Below are 16,435 nucleotides of genomic sequence, written 5' to 3' on the forward strand. Positions count from 1 at the left end.
TGTCACCAATTACTTGTTTCCTTGTCGCTCAGTCAATGCTGCGGCTATTATAATAAAATAACGTCAAACTGCTCTTGGCTATACATGATTTCTACCTGAAAACGTATGGCCTTGCCAATAAATTCTTCCAGGTCAGCAACACTGGCCGACTCTTCATCTAACAACCTATCCACCACCGCCTGTGAAGCCAATACTAATAGCGCATCGTTTTCATAGGCTCTAGCCTCACGTAATATTTCCCTAAAGATTTCGTAGCAAATGGTCTCTGGGGTTTTTACCGAGCCCCTACCTTCGCATACTGGGCAGGCCTCACACAACACATGCTCTAAACTCTCGCGGGTGCGCTTGCGGGTCATCTCCACCAAGCCTAATTCCGAGACGCCGGTAATGGCGGTTTTGGCATGGTCGCCCGCCATCGCTTTTTCTAAGGCCCGGTGCACCTGCCGCTTGTGCTCGGCATCCTTCATATCAATAAAGTCTATGATGATAATGCCACCCAGGTTGCGGATTTTTAGCTGCCGCGCCAAAGTCGTTGCGGCTTCCAGGTTGGTTTTATAAATGGTTTCTTCTTGGTTTCTATGCCCTACAAACGCACCGGTATTCACATCTATGGTGGTCATGGCTTCGGTTTGGTCAAAAATCAAATAACCGCCCGATTTTAATTCTACCTTGCGCCCTAGCGCCTTTTGCATTTCGTCTTCTATAGCATAGAGATCAAATATGGGCCGGGGACCAGGGTAATATTCCACCCGCGGGCCTATCTCGGGTATGTACTCATCGGTAAACCCTTTTACCGTTTCATAAGTCTCGCGCGAATCTATGCGTATTTTTTCTACCTCTGGCCGTATTAAGTCACGCATGGTGCGCATATGCAGGGGAAGATCTTCATAAATAATAGAAGGGGCTTTGCGCTCTTTCATTTTGCGCTCTAAGGCGGCCCACAGGCGCTTGAAAAAACGTATATCGGCATGCAGCTCTTCTTCTTGCGCGCCCTCAGCGGCGGTGCGAATTATAAAGCCACCTAATTCAGCTACCTCTTCTTCAGCTATGGCTTTTTCAACCAGCTCACGTAAACGACTGCGCTCTTCTTCATCATCAATACGCTGTGATATACCTAAGTGAGTAGTGCCAGGCATAAACACCAAATAACGCGAAGGCACCGATAAATGCGTGGTTAAACGCGCGCCCTTAGTGCCCATAGGGTCTTTGATGACCTGCGTAATAATGGACTGCCCCTCACGCAATAAGCTGCGTATATCGGGAGTATCACCATTGCGGCGCTCACCCTCTTTATTGACTTGGGCTATATCCGAAGCATGGATAAAACTGGCGCGCTCCAAACCGGTATCGACAAAGGCCGCCTGCATGCCCGGTAATACCCGCACCACTTTGCCCTTGTAAATATTACCTACTATGCCTTTGGAGGCTGCACGCTCTATGTACACCTCTTGCAGCATGCCGTTTTCCACCACGGCTACGCGGGTTTCCATGGGAGTTAAATTAATCAGTATTTCTTCGCTCATGGCTTAACTACTTTTATCCGTTAGTATGGCTTGCAGTAACTGGTAGGTTTCTTGTAAAGGTAAACCCATCACACCAGAGTAACTGCCCTGTATTTGCTGTATAAACACGGCGGCAAAACCTTGTATGGCATAGCCTCCGGCTTTGTCATAGGGCTCATCGCTGGCTATATAACGCTCCAGCTCGGCTGGGCTTATCGCCCTAAAACTCACCTGCGTGGTGCTTAAGGCGCTGAGCTGCTGTTGCTGGTAAATAACACTAACACTGCTGAGCACCTGATGCTCACGCCCCGATAATAGCTGCAGCATTTGCCTGGCTTCATCCCGGTTAGCGGGCTTACCCAATATATGTTGATCTATCACCACCGAAGTGTCCGAGCCTAGCACCGGCAAAGCGGGTAGTTGCTGCTCACTACGCTGCTGCCACACGGCTTCGGCTTTGGCTATAGATAAGCGCTGCACATAGGCGGCGGGAGTTTCATGGGGCAGTACGGACTCATCAACATCGGCAGCCTGTACTATAAAGTCGACCTGTATTTGCTTTAACAGTTCAGCGCGACGCGGCGACTGCGAAGCTAAAATACACTGTATGTTTGTGGACATAATAGAGACACACCTTAATAAAGCTCACTAGCCCACGCTTAGCTCACGTAAAAATAACGCCTACAAAAACGCAGCAACGCCGATAACCATGGCCACAATAGTGCGCTGACTAAGGCTGGTAGTAAAAATAGCAGATTGGGTGAAATCACGCCTATTAAGGTTTGCACCCAGTGGCCTATAAGTTGATGTACGCCTATTAAAATAAACAGCACCCCCGCTTGCTGCCAGGGGGTATACATGCGCATACGCTGGTAGAGCACCAACGCTACGTAAGCAATCACCGCCAAGGCAAAGGCATTTTGCCCCAGCGGCGTGCCTTCAATAATATCCAGCACCAGGCCTGACAACCAAGCTATGCCTATACCCACACGCTCGGGCAGGGCAATAACCCAGTAAATTAACACCATGGCCAACCATTCGGGTCGCCCCCACTGCGCCCAAAATGGCATGGGCATGATGCTCAGCAGTAGGGCTAGCACTATGCTAACAACGATGACCCAAATACCATTAGCCGGCTGCTGCATAAACCTAGCCTTGCTCGCCTTGCCTAGTAAACACTAGCAATACATAGCGGCTGCGATCTAGCTGCGCATTCGGCTTAGCGCGCACCGTTGCAAAGGGCTGGCCGGGATCTATGCTGACCTCAGTCACCGTAGCTACCGGGTAGCCAAACGGGAAGCGCCCCCCCAACCCCGAGCTCACCAGCAGATCCCCCACCCGTATATCGGTAGTGGCAGACACATGCCGCAAAGTCAGCTCATGCAGTAACCCCACCCCTTCGGCGATGCTGCGCACACCGTTGCGATTAACTTGCACGGGGATCGCATGGCTGGCGTCGGTAATCATCATTACCCGGCTTTGCTTAGGCCCTACCTCTATCACCTGGCCCATTAAGCCCAAGGCATCAATCACCGGCTGCCCCACAAAGAGCTGGTCGGTCTGACCTTTATTAATAATGATTTCATGGTGCAGAGGACTGGAAGATACGCCGATTAGCTCAGCGACTAACACGGTATCGTCCAGCAAAGCCGAGGAATTGAGCAGTGCCCTAAGGCGCACGTTTTCGGCCTCTAGGGAGGCCAGTTTTTGCACCTGTGCTTTCAGCAGTAGCGACTCGGCCTTGAGGCGACGATTGTCGCGGCGCAAAGTCTTGCGGCTAACCAGATTTTCATCCACCCACAGTTCTAATCTATCGGGCATATCGGTAACCCAATAAAACGGCGCCGATATAACACTTAAAGAAGACTCTAGGGATTTAAACCATTGATAGCGCTGGCCCGCCAAAATAAAGGCAAACGCCAGCAGGCTAAGCAGTAGCAGCCTAGCACCAACAGAAGGGCCTTTAACAAAAAGCGGTTTGATAGCTGTTCCCCGTTATTGGATGACGCCTATACAATAAGAGGCCTGTGCACTGCTTATTCAGTCGAAAGCAAATCTATATTGTGTTTATCGATAATCTCTAAGGCCTTGCCGCCGCCCCTGGCTACGCAGGTTAGAGGGTCTTCCGCCACTATCACTGGCAAGCCAGTTTCATCAGAGATTAATTTATCAATATCACGCAATAAAGCACCGCCGCCGGTTAACACTATGCCGGTTTCGGCTATATCGGCCGCCAGCTCAGGGGGGGACTGTTCCAAAGCACGCTTAACTGCCTGCACTATGCCGGCCAAAGGCTCTTGCAGGGCCTCTAACACTTCATCGCTGTTAAGGGTAAAACTGCGGGGTACCCCCTCGGCTAGGTTGCGGCCGCGCACATCTATTTCACGCAGCTCACTGTCTTTATGAGCGCAGGCTATCTCTTGCTTAATGCGCTCAGCAGTCGCATCACCGATTAAGCTGCCGTAGGTACGACGCACATGTGAGACTATGGCCTCATCAAATCTATCACCGCCTATGCGTACCGAGTCAGAGTAAACTACCCCGTTTAACGAGATAATGGCGATTTCGGTAGTACCACCACCTATATCAACCACCATGGAGCCCATAGCCTCTTCTACCGACAGGCCTGCACCTATGGCGGCGGCCATAGGCTCTTCTATTAAGCGTACTTCGCGGGCACCGGCACTCAGAGCTGATTCGCGTATAGCGCGGCGCTCAACTTGGGTAGATTTACAGGGCACACAAATCAACACTCTGGGGCTGGGGCGCACCATGGAGTTTTGATGTACCTTGGAGATAAAATGCTGCAACATTTTTTCGGTCACTTGAAAGTCGGCAATTACGCCATCTTTTAAGGGACGTATAGCGGTAATATTACCGGGGGTACGACCCAGCATGCGCTTAGCATCGGTACCTACTGCCTCTATGGTTTTGTGTCCATTGTGCATGCGTATGGCAACCACTGAAGGTTCATCTAATACGATACCTTCGCCACGCACATAGATTAGGGTATTGGCCGTTCCCAAATCGATGGACAAATCGTTTGAAAACAAACCTCTTAATCGTTTTAACATTCGAGCCTCTGTTGTTATATAAGGGGGCTTTTTTGGGCTTCGATGTAGCCTTTCCCACCAACGTCTGTCAGCTATTGTGATTAACACCTAGTGAAAATGGCACTAATCCTAAAGTCTTGCAATAAATTGGCCACTCTATCAATGCCGGGGATTCAGAGCAAGGCAGAAATGTGGTAACTTTAGCCTTTATAATGACTTATCAAATTGGGTCACAGATCAACAACTCAATCAGCGGTCAACGTTTAATCTTTTTACCCCTATGAGGCTACAACACCATGTCAGTAGAGCAAACTGATATAGAAAAAATCGCCAAGCTTTCGCGTATACGTATAGCTGCCAGTGACATGCCAGAAGTGGCCTTAAGGCTTAACGATATCCTAGCCATGGTAGACACCATGCAAGCGGTAGATACCACTGGTATAGAACCCATGCATAACCCCTTAGATGCCAGCCAAAGGCTAAGAGCAGACATAGTCACCGAAACCGACCAGCGCGAGCTGCTACAGCAAAATGCCCCCGCCGCTGAACAAGGCCTGTTTTTAGTGCCCAAAGTGATTGAATAAGGCTAGCCGCCAAAACGCTCTAATCACTAACTAGACTGACAAAGACACAACACATAAGGACCATCCGGTCATGCATCAACTCACCATAGCCGAATTACTAAAAGGCTTAGACAGCAAAGCCTTTTCCAGCGTAGAGCTAACCCAGCATTACCTAGACCGCATTAAACAATTAGACGGCAATTACAACAGCTACATCACCGTTACCGCAGAGCAGGCACTGGCACAAGCACAGGCTGCCGACCAAGCACGTAGCCAAGGTGAGCACGCCTTGCTCAGCGGCATCCCCATAGCCCATAAAGATATTTTCTGCACCAGCGGCGTTAAAACCAGCTGCGGCTCAAAAATGCTGGATAATTTTATCGCCCCCTATGACGCCACCGTTATAGAAAAATTCCAACAGGCTGGTGCGGTATCACTGGGTAAAACCAATATGGACGAATTTGCCATGGGCTCCTCTAATGAGAGCAGCTTTTATGGGCCAGTAAAAAACCCTTGGAATACCGATACCGTACCTGGTGGCTCATCCGGAGGCTCAGCCGCAGCTGTAGCCGCCCAGCTGGCACCCGCCGCTACCGGCACCGACACCGGCGGCTCTATACGCCAACCCGCAGCCCTGTGTGGCATCACCGGTTTAAAACCAACTTATGGCCGGGTGTCGCGTTTTGGCATGATTGCTTTTGCCTCCAGCTTAGATCAAGCCGGCCCCATGACCCGCAGCGCCGAAGATGCTGCACTGCTAATGAATGTGATGGCAGGCCTAGATGAAAAAGATTCCACCAGTGCCGACAAAGCCGTGCCCGACTACTGCGCCGACCTCAACCAAGACTTAACCGGCATGACCATAGGCCTACCCAAAGAATACTTTGGTAAAGGCCTCAACGCCGAGATAGAACACAGCGTACAAGCCGCCATTAAAGAATACGAAAACCTAGGTGCCACCGTAAAAGAAATCAGCCTGCCGCACACCGAGCTGGCCGTGCCCTGCTATTACATTATCGCCCCCTCGGAAGCCTCGGCCAACTTATCGCGTTTTGACGGCGTGCGTTATGGCTACCGCTGCGAAGACCCCGAAGACTTATACGACCTATACACCCGCAGCCGCGCCGAAGGTTTTGGCGATGAAGTTAAGCGCCGCATCTTAGTGGGCACCTATGCGCTGTCGGCTGGTTTTTACGATGCCTATTATAAAAAAGCGCAACAAATTCGCCGCTTGATTAAAAATGATTTTGTAAACGCCTTTAAAGAAGTAGACATCATCATGGGGCCCACCACCCCCAACCCCGCCTTTAATTTGGGGGAAAAGTCTAACGACCCCGTGACTATGTACCTAGAAGATATTTACACACTTTCCGTTAACCTCGCTGGCTTACCGGGCATGTCTATACCCGCAGGCTTTGCCGACAATAAACCTACCGGCCTGCAACTAATCGGTAATTACTTTGAGGAAGCGCGCCTGCTCAACGCAGCTCACCGCTTTCAACTAGCCACCGATTGGCACCAACAAACGCCCAGCGGCCTATAAGATACGAGGTAATAAAAATGGAATGGGAAACAGTCATAGGCCTAGAAGTACACGTACAACTGGCCACCCAATCAAAAATATTTTCAGGCTCCAGCACCGCCTTTGGTGCCAGCCCCAACAGCCAAGCCAGCGCCATAGACCTAGCACTGCCCGGCACCCTGCCGGTAGTCAATGAGCAGGCCATGCACTACGCCATTATGTTTGGCCTGGCCATAGGCGCCGATATTAACCAGCGCTCTATTTTTGATAGAAAGAATTATTTTTACCCCGACTTACCCAAGGGCTATCAAACCACGCAAATGGATGAACCCATAGTCGGTGCCGGTGCTGTAGAAATACAGCTGGCCGATGGCAGCCACAAAACCATACGCATACACCACGCTCATTTGGAAGAAGATGCCGGCAAGTCAGTACACGACTTATTCCCCACCCAATCGGGCATAGACTTAAACCGAGCGGGCACCCCCTTAATTGAAATAGTTTCCGAGCCGGATATGCGCAGCTCCGAAGAGGCCGTGGCCTTTGCCAAAAAGCTGCACTCCATAGTCACCTCGCTAGGCATCTCCGATGGCGACATGTCGCAGGGTTCTATGCGTTTTGACGTTAACGTATCCATACGCCCCAAAGGCGAAGATAAACTAGGCACCCGCACCGAAACCAAAAACCTCAACTCTTTCCGTTTTATGGAGCAAGCCATACACAAAGAGGTAGAGCGACAAATTGATTTATTGGAATACGGCGAAGAAGTCTTACAAGAAACCAGGCTCTACAACGCCGACACCGGCGAAGCACGCTCTATGCGCAGCAAAGAAGAAGCTAACGACTACCGCTACTTCCCCTGCCCGGATTTACTGCCCGTAGAAATTAGCAACGAAACCATAGAGGCCATACGCGCCAGATTGCCGGAATTACCCGACGCCCGCCAAGCGCGTTTTGTAGCGAGCTACGGCCTATCCGAATACGACGCAAGCATCTTAGGCGGCGAGCGCGACACCGCTGAATATTTTGAGAGCGTGACTCAACACTGTGGCGATGCCAAGCTGGCCGCCAACTGGGTTAGCGGTGAACTGTCGGCCAGACTCAACAACGAAGAATTAAGCATCAGCCACAGCCCAGTTAGCGCCGAAGCCTTGGCAGGCTTAATTAAGCGCATTAAAGACAATACCATTTCAGGCAAAATCGCCAAGCAAGTCTTTGAGGCCATGTGGCAAGGCGAAGGCGATGCCGATAACGTGATAGAAGCCAAAGGCCTGAAACAGGTTTCCGATACCGGCGCGCTAGAAAAAATCGTCGATGAAGTATTGGCGCAAAACCCCGCAGGTGTAGCGCAATACAAAGAAGCCGATGATAAAAAACGCAAAAAGTTATTGGGCGGTTTTATGGGCCCCATCATGAAAGCCACCAAAGGCCAGGCCAACCCCGGCATGGTTAACCAAATACTGGCGAAAAAGCTTAACCAATAACAACGCACGGAACGCAGCAACACCCATGATTAGGTTCACCCTCAACCCCCGCTATGCCGACACGCTAAGGGCGTTCGGCTTAGACAACTATCAAAATATCAGCACCACCCAATTAGGCGAGGTGCTGGAAGCTAATCAAAAACGCGACACCCGCAGGCTTACCCTGGGGAGTGAGGTATTTTATTTAAAGCGCACAAAAACTGAGAAGATCAGCTCAGCTATAGAGCATATGCTGTTGGGGCATATACCCCACAGTAAGCCCTATATAGAAATGCAGCACATCCAGTTTTTACAGCACGCCAATATAAATACCATGGAGGTGGTCGCCTGTGGCGAGCACACACAATTTGGTATTCCTAGAGGGGGCTTTATACTCAGCCGCCAAGTACCGGGTATGGAGGGCGAAGCCCACTTCCAACAGGCCGATGAGACTCAGCAACTTAAACTATGTAAAGCTTTCGGTGAACTAACAGGGCAATTACATAGCAAAGGCTTTTTTGCCAGTACCCGCTTAAAAGATGTGTTCTGCCAATACGATGCTAATAACAACATCAGCTTTACCCTAATCGACAGAGAAACCCGCAATCCACACCCCAAAAAATTCACATTGGCGCGCGCAGCAAAAAGCTTAGCCGCCAGCTTTAAACGCCAGAGTAGAGATGGCAGCAGCTACACAGCCGCACAACAGCAAGCCTTTATTAGTGGTTATCATCACACCATCCAGCTCAATAACACTATAAGCCAACAACAATTATTAGCTGCCATTAATACAGCTAGCAACAAAGCCTAAGCCCCATGATCAGACTTCGCATCCATAGTGAATATGCCGATTTATTAAAGCAGCATAGGCTGAACAATTATCATGACTTTGCCAACCCCCAGCTAGGAGAGCTTATTGCCGAAGAACGCAAACGCTATGTGCGCAAGCTCACCTTAGGCGATAAAACATTTTTTTTAAAACGCTCCAAAATTGAAAAAACCAGCTCAGCCATAGAGCAATTACTCAGTGGCCGTACCCCTCACAGCCGTCCCTACAGAGAAACATTACATATAGAACATATTAAAGCGGCCAACATCAAAGCTATGAATGTCGCGGCAGTAGGTGAATTAGTAGTAAGAGGTATACCTAAAGAAGGCTTTATACTCAGCGAACAGGCCCCTGGGCAAGACACTGAACTATTCTACTTGGCCGCCAACAAGCAACAACGCTTAGCCCTCTATCAAGCACTGGGGGGGTTACTAGCCAAACTGCATAATCATGGTTTTTTTGCCAACCTGCGCCTGCGTGACGTATTTTGCACACTAGATCAGCAGCAGTTTGACTTTACCTTAATAGACAGAGAAACCCGCAACCCCCGCCCCAAAAAAGTCACCAAAAAACGCTGCATGCAAGGGCTAGCAGAGTCCATAAGACGACAAAGCCTAGACGGCAGCACCCCTAGCGCTTTAGAAATACGGGCACTGCTAAAAAATTATTGCCACACACTTAATCGCAAGATTAACATCAACCCTAAAGAAACTTTACAAAAACTACGCCGGTTGCAACCTTAGTGATAACAGTCATCAATCTGATCGGCCTTTAGTAATACGGTCGCGATTTTCCTGCTTCTTTTTTTCGCTTTTAGCCAACAAGACATAAGCCGCCCCCACGCCGCCATGCTGCGGCTGGGCACTACAAAATGCCTGCACTTCTGGCAATTCAGGTAGCCAGCTATTCACATAGCTTTTTAATTTGGCCTGTGCTGCTTTATTACTGTGGCCTTTGCCGTGAATAATAATCAAGGTACGCAAGCCGTAGTGGTAGGACTGCTGGATAAAATCAAACACCTCGCGGCGCGCCTCGGCTACGGTCATGCCGTGTAAATCTAGCCTGGCCTCTTGTTGATACTTGCCCTGTTTGAGTTTTCTATAGACACCGTTTTGCACGCCGGGGCGTTTGTACTCGATAAAATAATAAGGGTCTAATAGCGCTATCTCATTATCGCTGAGCGGATTGCTATCCCCCGCCACTTCGTTTTGTGCGGCGGCGCGCCTGGCTTTTAATACTGTTTTTGGGGTGTCGTTTTTTTTGAGAGCAATCTTGGGCTGTTGCTTTAAGGGCTTAACCCCGGCCATCTCTTGTCTAAACAACTCTTCATCGTCAGCCATAAAGTCACCACTTACTTTTTAAACAGCAATAGCTTAAAGGATTGATTATTCGCCACCATAGTCACGGACTCAAACAAACCCTTGGCTTTACGCTCCAGTGGAATAAAAGCATTCACCACAAAAAAGCCATGGCCGCCCTTGTTTAATAAACGGCTGACCGACTGTACAAACTTATCGGTAAGGCCGCTCTCCACATCAAAGCCCTGATGAAATGGCGGATTACACAACAAAAAATCAAAGCCGGGGCTAAGCTGGCTGCCGCAGCTATCCAAGCTGACCTCGCCTGCAATCTTATGCTGTATAAAGTTTTGCTGACAGCAAGTCACTGCCGCTACATTATTATCCACCGCATAAAATGTCGCTTGGTTAAGCTGCTGGCTGGCCATAACACTGAGGTAGCCATAGCCGCAACCCAAATCAGCCACGCGCTTAATTTCGGTAGTAATAGTGGCTAATACTTCAGGCAGGTGAGCAATTAAAAACTCACTACCTCTATCTATTTTATTCCAGCCAAATACACCGGGCTTGCTCGTAAAACGTATATCACCTGCGGCAACCGGCTGCTGCAGGACGCTGTAATTTTTATCATCCAAGCGGCGACTATCATCTACATCATCGCAAACAATATCGCTAATCATGGCGGTTTTACCGCCCAACAGTTTGCTTGCTAAACTGCCCAGGTATTTAACAGCCTTATCGCTATAGGTTTTGGCGCCTTCGTTTTTATAGCCGCTGATATGCAAATAGCCCTGTGGCCTTAAATACTGTGCTGCCTGATTAATAACATGGTGCACTATGGGCTTTTCTTTGGAGACACGGTAAAAAATATGCGCAAAGCTTTGCGGCTCAAAGCTAGAAAAATCAAAATCGCTAAGCTGCAGCTTAAAGCCTCGCTGCTCTAAAGCTTGTGCGCTGTCGCAGCGATTAGTCAGCACGGTTAAATTTGCAGCAGCCGACACACTGGCCATAGCGGCAGCACTAATATTTTCATCAACCACCCATAGGCTGGGTTCAGTTGGGTCAGCCGCCAGGCAGTGATTAATTTTTTCGGCCATCAAGTTCATGGCTATATCGCCACTCATAGGCTGGCTACCTCTTGCTCGCTAAGTTCACGGTACTCTCCGGGCTCTAAATCTTCATCCAGCTCGATATTGCCTATGCGCTCCCTATGTAATAGCTCTACCTTATTACCCACGGCGGCAAACATGCGCTTAACCTGGTGATACTTGCCCTCGCAAAGGGTTAACCGCGCCGCCTGTTCGTGTACTAATACCAATTCGGCGGGCAAGGTAGGGCGCAACTCGCCTTTGAGCTTGATACCCTCACGAAACGTCGCTACCACCTCTTGCTCTATAGGTTCGCTGGTTTCTACATAGTAAGTTTTTTTGCAGTCGCTTTTGGGGGCGGTAATACGGTGCGACCATTGGCCATCATCGGTTACTAAAACTAAACCAGTGGTGTCTATATCCAGGCGGCCTGCGGCATGTAGTGTTTCTAAATTATCTTCGTCCAATAGCTCCAAGATAGTCATATTGGTTTTATCTTTAGTGGCGCACACATAGCCTTCGGGTTTATGCAGCATAAAATAACGAAGCTTGGCGGCACGCAGTAATTCGCCATTAAACATCACCTCGTCATCGGCCTGCACCAACGTGCGTTGATCGGTGACCGCCACGCCGTTTACCGTCACCTCGGCCGATTTAAGAGCGCGCTTAACCTGCATGCGTGACATATCGGTTACTGAGCTAATGTATTTGTCTAATCTCATGAACAGTCTCTAGTTGATCGTCTCTAGTCGCTAGCGTTAAAACATGGCTAGTTGATTTTTGCTTTGTAGGGTTTTTGCCAGGGGCCGCCAGCCGGGCAAGTGTGATAGTTGACTGTGCAGTCTTTGCGCGTGCAGGGGTGTCACTAGGTTGGCGGGGGTGTGCACATAAAAGTAAGGGGTTTTACCCTCGGCACACCACTGCGCAATTTTGGGCAGCCAGGCTTGGTAATACTGTTGATTATAGTCGCTGTCTTTAGTGCCTATAAAACGAATAATGGGGTTATTGGCTGTTGCTATGGCATGCACGGGTAACTTGGGCTTTTTGCGCTGCGCGTCTTTTTCAGCTGCGGTTGTTGCCGTTACGCTAAACAAGGCGCGGCTATCAAAACACACCCTATCGATATTATTAGCCATGAGGCTTTGATTTAAACGCTTTTCTATATCGTCTTTGCGAAAATAATCTAAGCTGCGTACCTCTAATGAAAACTGCAAGGCCGTGGGCAACTGAGCAATAAAAGCAATAATGTCATCTAAAGCATTTTTATCGGCCTCGGCGGGCAGCTGTATCATAAAAGGCCCCAGGTAGGGCGCCAAAGGTTCCAGGCGCGTAAAAAAAGCGCTGAGTTCAGCACTAGCTTTTAAACGGCCGCTGTGGGTAATGGTTTTGGGTAATTTAAAACAAAATTTAAAACCCGGCTGCGCCTGCCTTAGCCATGAGCTAACCGTTTCTACACTGGGCAGAGCATAAAAAGTGGTGTTGCCCTCTACGGTATTAAATACTGAGGAGTAATGCTGCAAATAGTTTTGGCTATTGCTGCCGGCCGGGTACAAGCTACCCAGCCAATCGCTATTGCTCCACAGCGGCAAGCCTAAATAATAGGGCTGGTCTGCCCCAGACTTAGCTTTAGTGCTCGCGGGTTGCACGGAATTTAACATCCGGCCAGCGCTCTTCCATTAACTGCAAGTTAACGCGAGTAGGTGCCAAATAGGTTAGATGGCCACCGCCATCCATCGCCAGGTTATCACCTGCTTTGCGCTTAAACTCGGCCAACATTTTGCTGTCGTCACACTCTATCCATCTGGCGGTGTACACGCTGACCGGCTCGTAAATCGCCGATACTTTGTATTCATCTTTTAAACGGTAGGCCACCACTTCGTATTGCAGCTGGCCCACTGCACCTACAATAAGGTTAGAGTTGTTCAGCGGCATAAACACCTGGGTAGAGCCCTCTTCCGATAGCTGCTGCAAACCTTTTTGCAAAGCCTTGGCCTTAAGTGGATCTTTTAAGCGTATTAGCCTGAACATTTCCGGCGCAAAGTGAGGGATGCCGGTATATTTTAAGGGCTCGCCTTCGGTAAAGGTGTCACCGATTTGTATGGTGCCATGGTTGTGCAGGCCGATAATATCGCCAGACACGGCTTCTTCTACCGCCGAGCGCTCGCCCGCCTTAAAGGTAACCGCATCGGCAATTTTAATATCCTTGCCTATGCGCACATGTTTCATCTTCATGCCTTTTTTATAGGTACCCGAGCAGATACGCATAAAGGCAATACGGTCGCGGTGCTTGGGGTCCATATTGGCTTGGATTTTAAATACAAAACCACTGAACTCAGGCTCTGTGGCTTCTACCTTGCGCTCGTCCGTTGCCCTGGCTAAAGGCGCTGGCGCCCACTCGACAAAGCCATCCAACATTTCCCGTACACCAAAATTTGACAGCGCGGTACCAAAAAACACGGGGGTTAATTTGCCCGCCAGATAATCCTCTAAATTGAATTGATGGCTGGCGCCTTTAACTAATTCAATCTCTTCTACGAAGTCCTCGTAGTACAGGCCTAATAGCTGCTTGGCCTCATCGCTCTCTAAACCTGCTATGCGTATATCGTCGGCGATGACGCTGCTCTGGCCCTGCTTAAATACATGGATGGTATCGGTATAGAGGTTGTACACCCCCTTAAACTCTTTACCCATGCCTATGGGCCAGTTAATGGGCGCGCCTTCAATCTTTAAAACTTCTTCTATCTCATCTAACAGATCTATAGGGTCGCGTATATCGCGGTCCATTTTGTTTACAAAGCTTAAGATGGGCGTATCGCGCAGGCGGCAAACATCCATTAGCTTAATGGTGCGTTCCTCTACACCCTTGGCGCCATCGACTATCATCAGCGCCGAGTCCACCGCGGTTAGCGTGCGGTAGGTATCCTCAGAGAAGTCCTCGTGCCCCGGAGTATCCAGCAGGTTGACCATGCGGCCCTTATAAGGGAACTGCATCACCGAGGAGGTTACCGAGATGCCCCGCTCCTGCTCCATGGTCATCCAGTCAGAGGTGGCATGCCTATCGGCCTTTTTGCCCTTAACCGTACCCGCCACCTGAATTAACTGGCCTAATAGCAGTAATTTTTCGGTGATAGTGGTTTTACCCGCATCGGGGTGGGAGATAATGGCGAAGGTTCTTCGCTTATTGATTTCGTTGATAAAATTGCTGCCACCCATACCGCTAACACCCTAATTTGTATTTGTTCACTACATTACCCCCCTTCGGGGGGCTGAAAAGTGCAGTATTCTACCGAATAAAGCATGCACTATAAATTATTACTCCAGAATGCTTTCCAGGTCGCTCAATTGCTGCTGGTATTTTTCTGGGTTCTCCTTTTTGAATTTCTGCAAATTTAGAAGCTTCCATCTTACCGATGGAAAGTCCTGATAATCATAAATCGACCAATCAGGCTCTAAGCGGTTTAGGCTTAGTAAAAAGGCCTTATCGTTATCATCCAAGCTGGTATTTATGATCTCTATAAGCTGGTGCCTTGTAGCCACATAGTCTTCGTAACTAAATACTTCCGTGCTCATGCCCTCAAACTGCCGCACAAAGGCTGTGTGCTGATCTTGTAAATGCGGATTAAGCATTTCATAGGTTGGACGATTACTACTGACTAGCCCAAACAAAAATCCGTGTTTAATCTCCTCCGTGAAGCCTTCATTATCCAGTAGCAGCTTCACATCAAATAAATCTCTTGGGTGTTGCCTATCCAAAGCGGCACAGAGCTTCCCCCCATAGAGCTGTGCCAGCGGTACCATAGGTATAACACAAAAGGCATCGAATGCTTCCTGCGCCGCATCGCACAGCTGAACTTTGGCTGCCTCACCCAGCAAACCTCGCCCGACCATATTCACTTCTATCTTGATTGTCGTGCCATGCTCGTCCAGCAATAGTTTGCAAACATTCGCTTTATGCTGAATTCGTATTGAACTGCGCAAGCTTTCGATACGCTCTTTTATCCGCAATAACGCAGCATTAATACCATCCAGCGTCTCACTCCGCTCAGCTATTTCGACATAGGTTAAGTCTATATCCACTGATAGACGCGGCATATCTCGTACAAAGAGATTGATCGCCGTGCCACCATGCATGGCAAAGCATTCTTCTTTGGCGACTTCGGGTAAAACATCCAAAAGAAGCCCGACCTGCTTTTTATAGGCTTCATTCATGAGTAGCCTCCCTATTCACTGAATAAAGAGCCTTGGGTACTGTTATCTGGTATTTCGAGACATAAACACCATCATTCACTATGGCGCGTTTACCTGAGCCCAGATCAACCTTAGTTAGATTGATATAGCTAAGCCACTCATGCCCTGCCTTATCTGCTAAGTACAAAAACAGGCGCTTCACCTTCACGGAAGTACAGGCTTCCAGCAGCGTTTGAACCGTGGCTGGACGCAAATTATTTAGGCCTTCCATTAGCTCATAGACTTCCATAAGCGATTGCGACTTAGGAGCTAGATAAAGGCACTCCATTACCGCTCTGGCGGGGCTAGACACCTTAACCTTAAAGCTTTTGTGCTCGATTTCTACTAACCCCAGGCTGGGGGGTAGAAACGAGGTCAGCTTACAGTCTACGGAGACACCCCAGTCCCACCTTTTAAACCAAAGGGGCAAATTGTCCTCTTTGCCACCAAAGAGTTGCACCGACTTGGTAGCCAGCTCCAGATATTGGGCTTTACCCTGCATAGATAGTGCTGTTTTAGCCGCTGGATGCACGGCTAACCCTAGCTGAGTCTGTAAGGCATAGATACCGCCTAAATAGTCTACCTTATCGCCATGACGTATCAGAGCACCAGTGCCGATGGAATCAAACCATTTGCTCTTTCTGTACTGTTTCTGGAGATCAAGGCTATAACCCTGCTCCCCCAACCACGACGAAGCCAGCACGATGCCTAAAGGCTGCGAGCTGAGAAGCTGGTTTATTTTATGCCCTCTTTCGGTATTCATAATACCAATCTATCCATTTTTTTAAACCAACTCAACGATAAAGTTTAAATTTATAATTATTTGGGTAGTTTTAATACCTAAATTACCACAAATATAAACCGAGTCATGCAACGTGAAGACTGCACGC

The 16,435-nt window shown here is 49.0% G+C and carries 17 protein-coding genes; 5 read left to right on the plus strand and 12 right to left on the minus strand.

Annotation, left to right across the window (positions count from 1 at the left end; genetic code table 11):
* Positions 1-47: 47 nt before the first annotated feature.
* Genes rng through NO559_RS02315 form a run of 5 tightly spaced genes read right to left on the minus strand, consistent with a single transcriptional unit; the run spans position 48 to position 4,576 of the window.
* Complete coding sequence (rng, locus tag NO559_RS02295; RefSeq protein WP_258330156.1) at positions 48-1,523, minus strand: ribonuclease G; 1,476 nt, start codon at positions 1,521-1,523, stop codon at positions 48-50.
* A 3-nt stretch (positions 1,524-1,526) separates the two neighbouring features.
* The gene (locus NO559_RS02300) at positions 1,527-2,123 is read right to left on the minus strand and encodes a nucleoside triphosphate pyrophosphatase (protein WP_258330157.1); all 597 of its coding nucleotides are present in this window, start codon (positions 2,121-2,123) and stop codon (positions 1,527-1,529) included.
* Between the two features lie 38 nt (positions 2,124-2,161).
* Positions 2,162-2,647 carry a rod shape-determining protein MreD gene (gene mreD, locus NO559_RS02305; RefSeq protein WP_258330158.1) on the minus strand — a complete coding sequence of 162 codons (486 nt, stop codon included), beginning with the start codon at positions 2,645-2,647 and terminating at the stop codon, positions 2,162-2,164.
* A 4-nt stretch (positions 2,648-2,651) separates the two neighbouring features.
* On the minus strand, positions 2,652-3,485 hold the full coding sequence (gene mreC / locus NO559_RS02310; protein WP_258330196.1) for a rod shape-determining protein MreC: 834 nt from the start codon (positions 3,483-3,485) through the stop codon (positions 2,652-2,654).
* Between the two features lie 53 nt (positions 3,486-3,538).
* A complete protein-coding gene (locus NO559_RS02315; protein WP_258330159.1) occupies positions 3,539-4,576 on the minus strand; it encodes a rod shape-determining protein in 1,038 nt (345 codons plus the stop codon).
* Between the two features lie 275 nt (positions 4,577-4,851).
* Here NO559_RS02315 and gatC point away from each other — a divergent pair, with 275 nt between their 5' ends.
* From gatC to NO559_RS02340, 5 genes are all read left to right on the plus strand, one after another.
* A complete protein-coding gene (gene gatC / locus NO559_RS02320) occupies positions 4,852-5,139 on the plus strand; it encodes an Asp-tRNA(Asn)/Glu-tRNA(Gln) amidotransferase subunit GatC (protein WP_258330160.1) in 288 nt (95 codons plus the stop codon).
* 70 nt (positions 5,140-5,209) lie between these two features.
* The gene (gene gatA / locus NO559_RS02325) at positions 5,210-6,661 is read left to right on the plus strand and encodes an Asp-tRNA(Asn)/Glu-tRNA(Gln) amidotransferase subunit GatA (RefSeq protein ID WP_258330161.1); all 1,452 of its coding nucleotides are present in this window, start codon (positions 5,210-5,212) and stop codon (positions 6,659-6,661) included.
* 17 nt (positions 6,662-6,678) lie between these two features.
* Positions 6,679-8,124, plus strand: coding sequence for an Asp-tRNA(Asn)/Glu-tRNA(Gln) amidotransferase subunit GatB (gene gatB / locus NO559_RS02330; RefSeq protein WP_258330162.1), 1,446 nt, complete (start codon positions 6,679-6,681; stop codon positions 8,122-8,124).
* 25 nt (positions 8,125-8,149) lie between these two features.
* Positions 8,150-8,914, plus strand: a complete 765-nt coding sequence (locus NO559_RS02335; protein ID WP_258330163.1) for a lipopolysaccharide kinase InaA family protein — start codon at positions 8,150-8,152, stop codon at positions 8,912-8,914.
* Positions 8,915-8,919: 5 nt separating this feature from the next.
* Positions 8,920-9,675, plus strand: coding sequence for a hypothetical protein (locus NO559_RS02340; protein ID WP_258330164.1), 756 nt, complete (start codon positions 8,920-8,922; stop codon positions 9,673-9,675).
* Between the two features lie 12 nt (positions 9,676-9,687).
* Here the strand turns inward: NO559_RS02340 and smrA are convergent, their stop codons facing one another.
* The 7 genes from smrA to NO559_RS02375 form a co-directional block, all read right to left on the minus strand.
* Positions 9,688-10,272, minus strand: a complete 585-nt coding sequence (smrA, locus tag NO559_RS02345) for a DNA endonuclease SmrA (RefSeq protein ID WP_258330165.1) — start codon at positions 10,270-10,272, stop codon at positions 9,688-9,690.
* Between the two features lie 11 nt (positions 10,273-10,283).
* On the minus strand, positions 10,284-11,354 hold the full coding sequence (locus tag NO559_RS02350; RefSeq protein ID WP_258330166.1) for a class I SAM-dependent methyltransferase: 1,071 nt from the start codon (positions 11,352-11,354) through the stop codon (positions 10,284-10,286).
* The gene (gene rsuA / locus NO559_RS02355) at positions 11,351-12,040 is read right to left on the minus strand and encodes a 16S rRNA pseudouridine(516) synthase RsuA (RefSeq protein ID WP_258330167.1); all 690 of its coding nucleotides are present in this window, start codon (positions 12,038-12,040) and stop codon (positions 11,351-11,353) included. The genes NO559_RS02350 and rsuA overlap by 4 nt, the downstream gene beginning before the upstream one ends.
* Positions 12,041-12,076: 36 nt before the next feature.
* Positions 12,077-12,976: a DUF72 domain-containing protein gene (locus NO559_RS02360; RefSeq protein WP_258330168.1), complete on the minus strand. Its 900-nt coding sequence runs from the start codon at positions 12,974-12,976 to the stop codon at positions 12,077-12,079.
* Positions 12,945-14,531, minus strand: coding sequence for a peptide chain release factor 3 (locus NO559_RS02365; protein WP_258330169.1), 1,587 nt, complete (start codon positions 14,529-14,531; stop codon positions 12,945-12,947). The genes NO559_RS02360 and NO559_RS02365 overlap by 32 nt, the downstream gene beginning before the upstream one ends.
* A 99-nt stretch (positions 14,532-14,630) precedes the next feature.
* Positions 14,631-15,527: a nucleotidyl transferase AbiEii/AbiGii toxin family protein gene (locus NO559_RS02370; RefSeq protein ID WP_258330170.1), complete on the minus strand. Its 897-nt coding sequence runs from the start codon at positions 15,525-15,527 to the stop codon at positions 14,631-14,633.
* On the minus strand, positions 15,520-16,308 hold the full coding sequence (locus NO559_RS02375; protein ID WP_258330171.1) for a type IV toxin-antitoxin system AbiEi family antitoxin: 789 nt from the start codon (positions 16,306-16,308) through the stop codon (positions 15,520-15,522). Before NO559_RS02375 ends, NO559_RS02370 begins: the two co-directional genes overlap by 8 nt.
* Between the last annotated feature and the right edge of the window lie 127 nt (positions 16,309-16,435).

This window comes from Dasania sp. GY-MA-18 (assembly GCF_024734385.1).
GTDB classification, from domain to species: Bacteria; Pseudomonadota; Gammaproteobacteria; order Pseudomonadales; family Dasaniaceae; genus Dasania; species Dasania phycosphaerae.

Excerpts from the sequence above, each read along its gene's own strand:
- gatA (WP_258330161.1), top strand. The coding sequence starts at position 5,210 with ATGCATCAACTCACCATAGCCGAATTACTAAAAGGCTTAGACAGCAAA.
- NO559_RS02300 (WP_258330157.1), bottom strand. The coding sequence starts at position 2,123 with ATGTCCACAAACATACAGTGTATTTTAGCTTCGCAGTCGCCGCGTCGC.
- NO559_RS02350 (WP_258330166.1), bottom strand. The coding sequence starts at position 11,354 with ATGAGTGGCGATATAGCCATGAACTTGATGGCCGAAAAAATTAATCAC.
- NO559_RS02370 (WP_258330170.1), bottom strand. The coding sequence starts at position 15,527 with ATGAATGAAGCCTATAAAAAGCAGGTCGGGCTTCTTTTGGATGTTTTA.
- NO559_RS02340 (WP_258330164.1), top strand. The coding sequence starts at position 8,920 with ATGATCAGACTTCGCATCCATAGTGAATATGCCGATTTATTAAAGCAG.
- smrA (WP_258330165.1), bottom strand. The coding sequence starts at position 10,272 with ATGGCTGACGATGAAGAGTTGTTTAGACAAGAGATGGCCGGGGTTAAG.
- rsuA (WP_258330167.1), bottom strand. The coding sequence starts at position 12,040 with ATGAGATTAGACAAATACATTAGCTCAGTAACCGATATGTCACGCATG.
- NO559_RS02375 (WP_258330171.1), bottom strand. The coding sequence starts at position 16,308 with ATGAATACCGAAAGAGGGCATAAAATAAACCAGCTTCTCAGCTCGCAG.
- NO559_RS02365 (WP_258330169.1), bottom strand. The coding sequence starts at position 14,531 with ATGGGTGGCAGCAATTTTATCAACGAAATCAATAAGCGAAGAACCTTC.
- NO559_RS02335 (WP_258330163.1), top strand. The coding sequence starts at position 8,150 with ATGATTAGGTTCACCCTCAACCCCCGCTATGCCGACACGCTAAGGGCG.
- gatC (WP_258330160.1), top strand. The coding sequence starts at position 4,852 with ATGTCAGTAGAGCAAACTGATATAGAAAAAATCGCCAAGCTTTCGCGT.
- NO559_RS02315 (WP_258330159.1), bottom strand. The coding sequence starts at position 4,576 with ATGTTAAAACGATTAAGAGGTTTGTTTTCAAACGATTTGTCCATCGAT.
- NO559_RS02360 (WP_258330168.1), bottom strand. The coding sequence starts at position 12,976 with ATGTTAAATTCCGTGCAACCCGCGAGCACTAAAGCTAAGTCTGGGGCA.
- mreD (WP_258330158.1), bottom strand. The coding sequence starts at position 2,647 with ATGCAGCAGCCGGCTAATGGTATTTGGGTCATCGTTGTTAGCATAGTG.
- gatB (WP_258330162.1), top strand. The coding sequence starts at position 6,679 with ATGGAATGGGAAACAGTCATAGGCCTAGAAGTACACGTACAACTGGCC.
- rng (WP_258330156.1), bottom strand. The coding sequence starts at position 1,523 with ATGAGCGAAGAAATACTGATTAATTTAACTCCCATGGAAACCCGCGTA.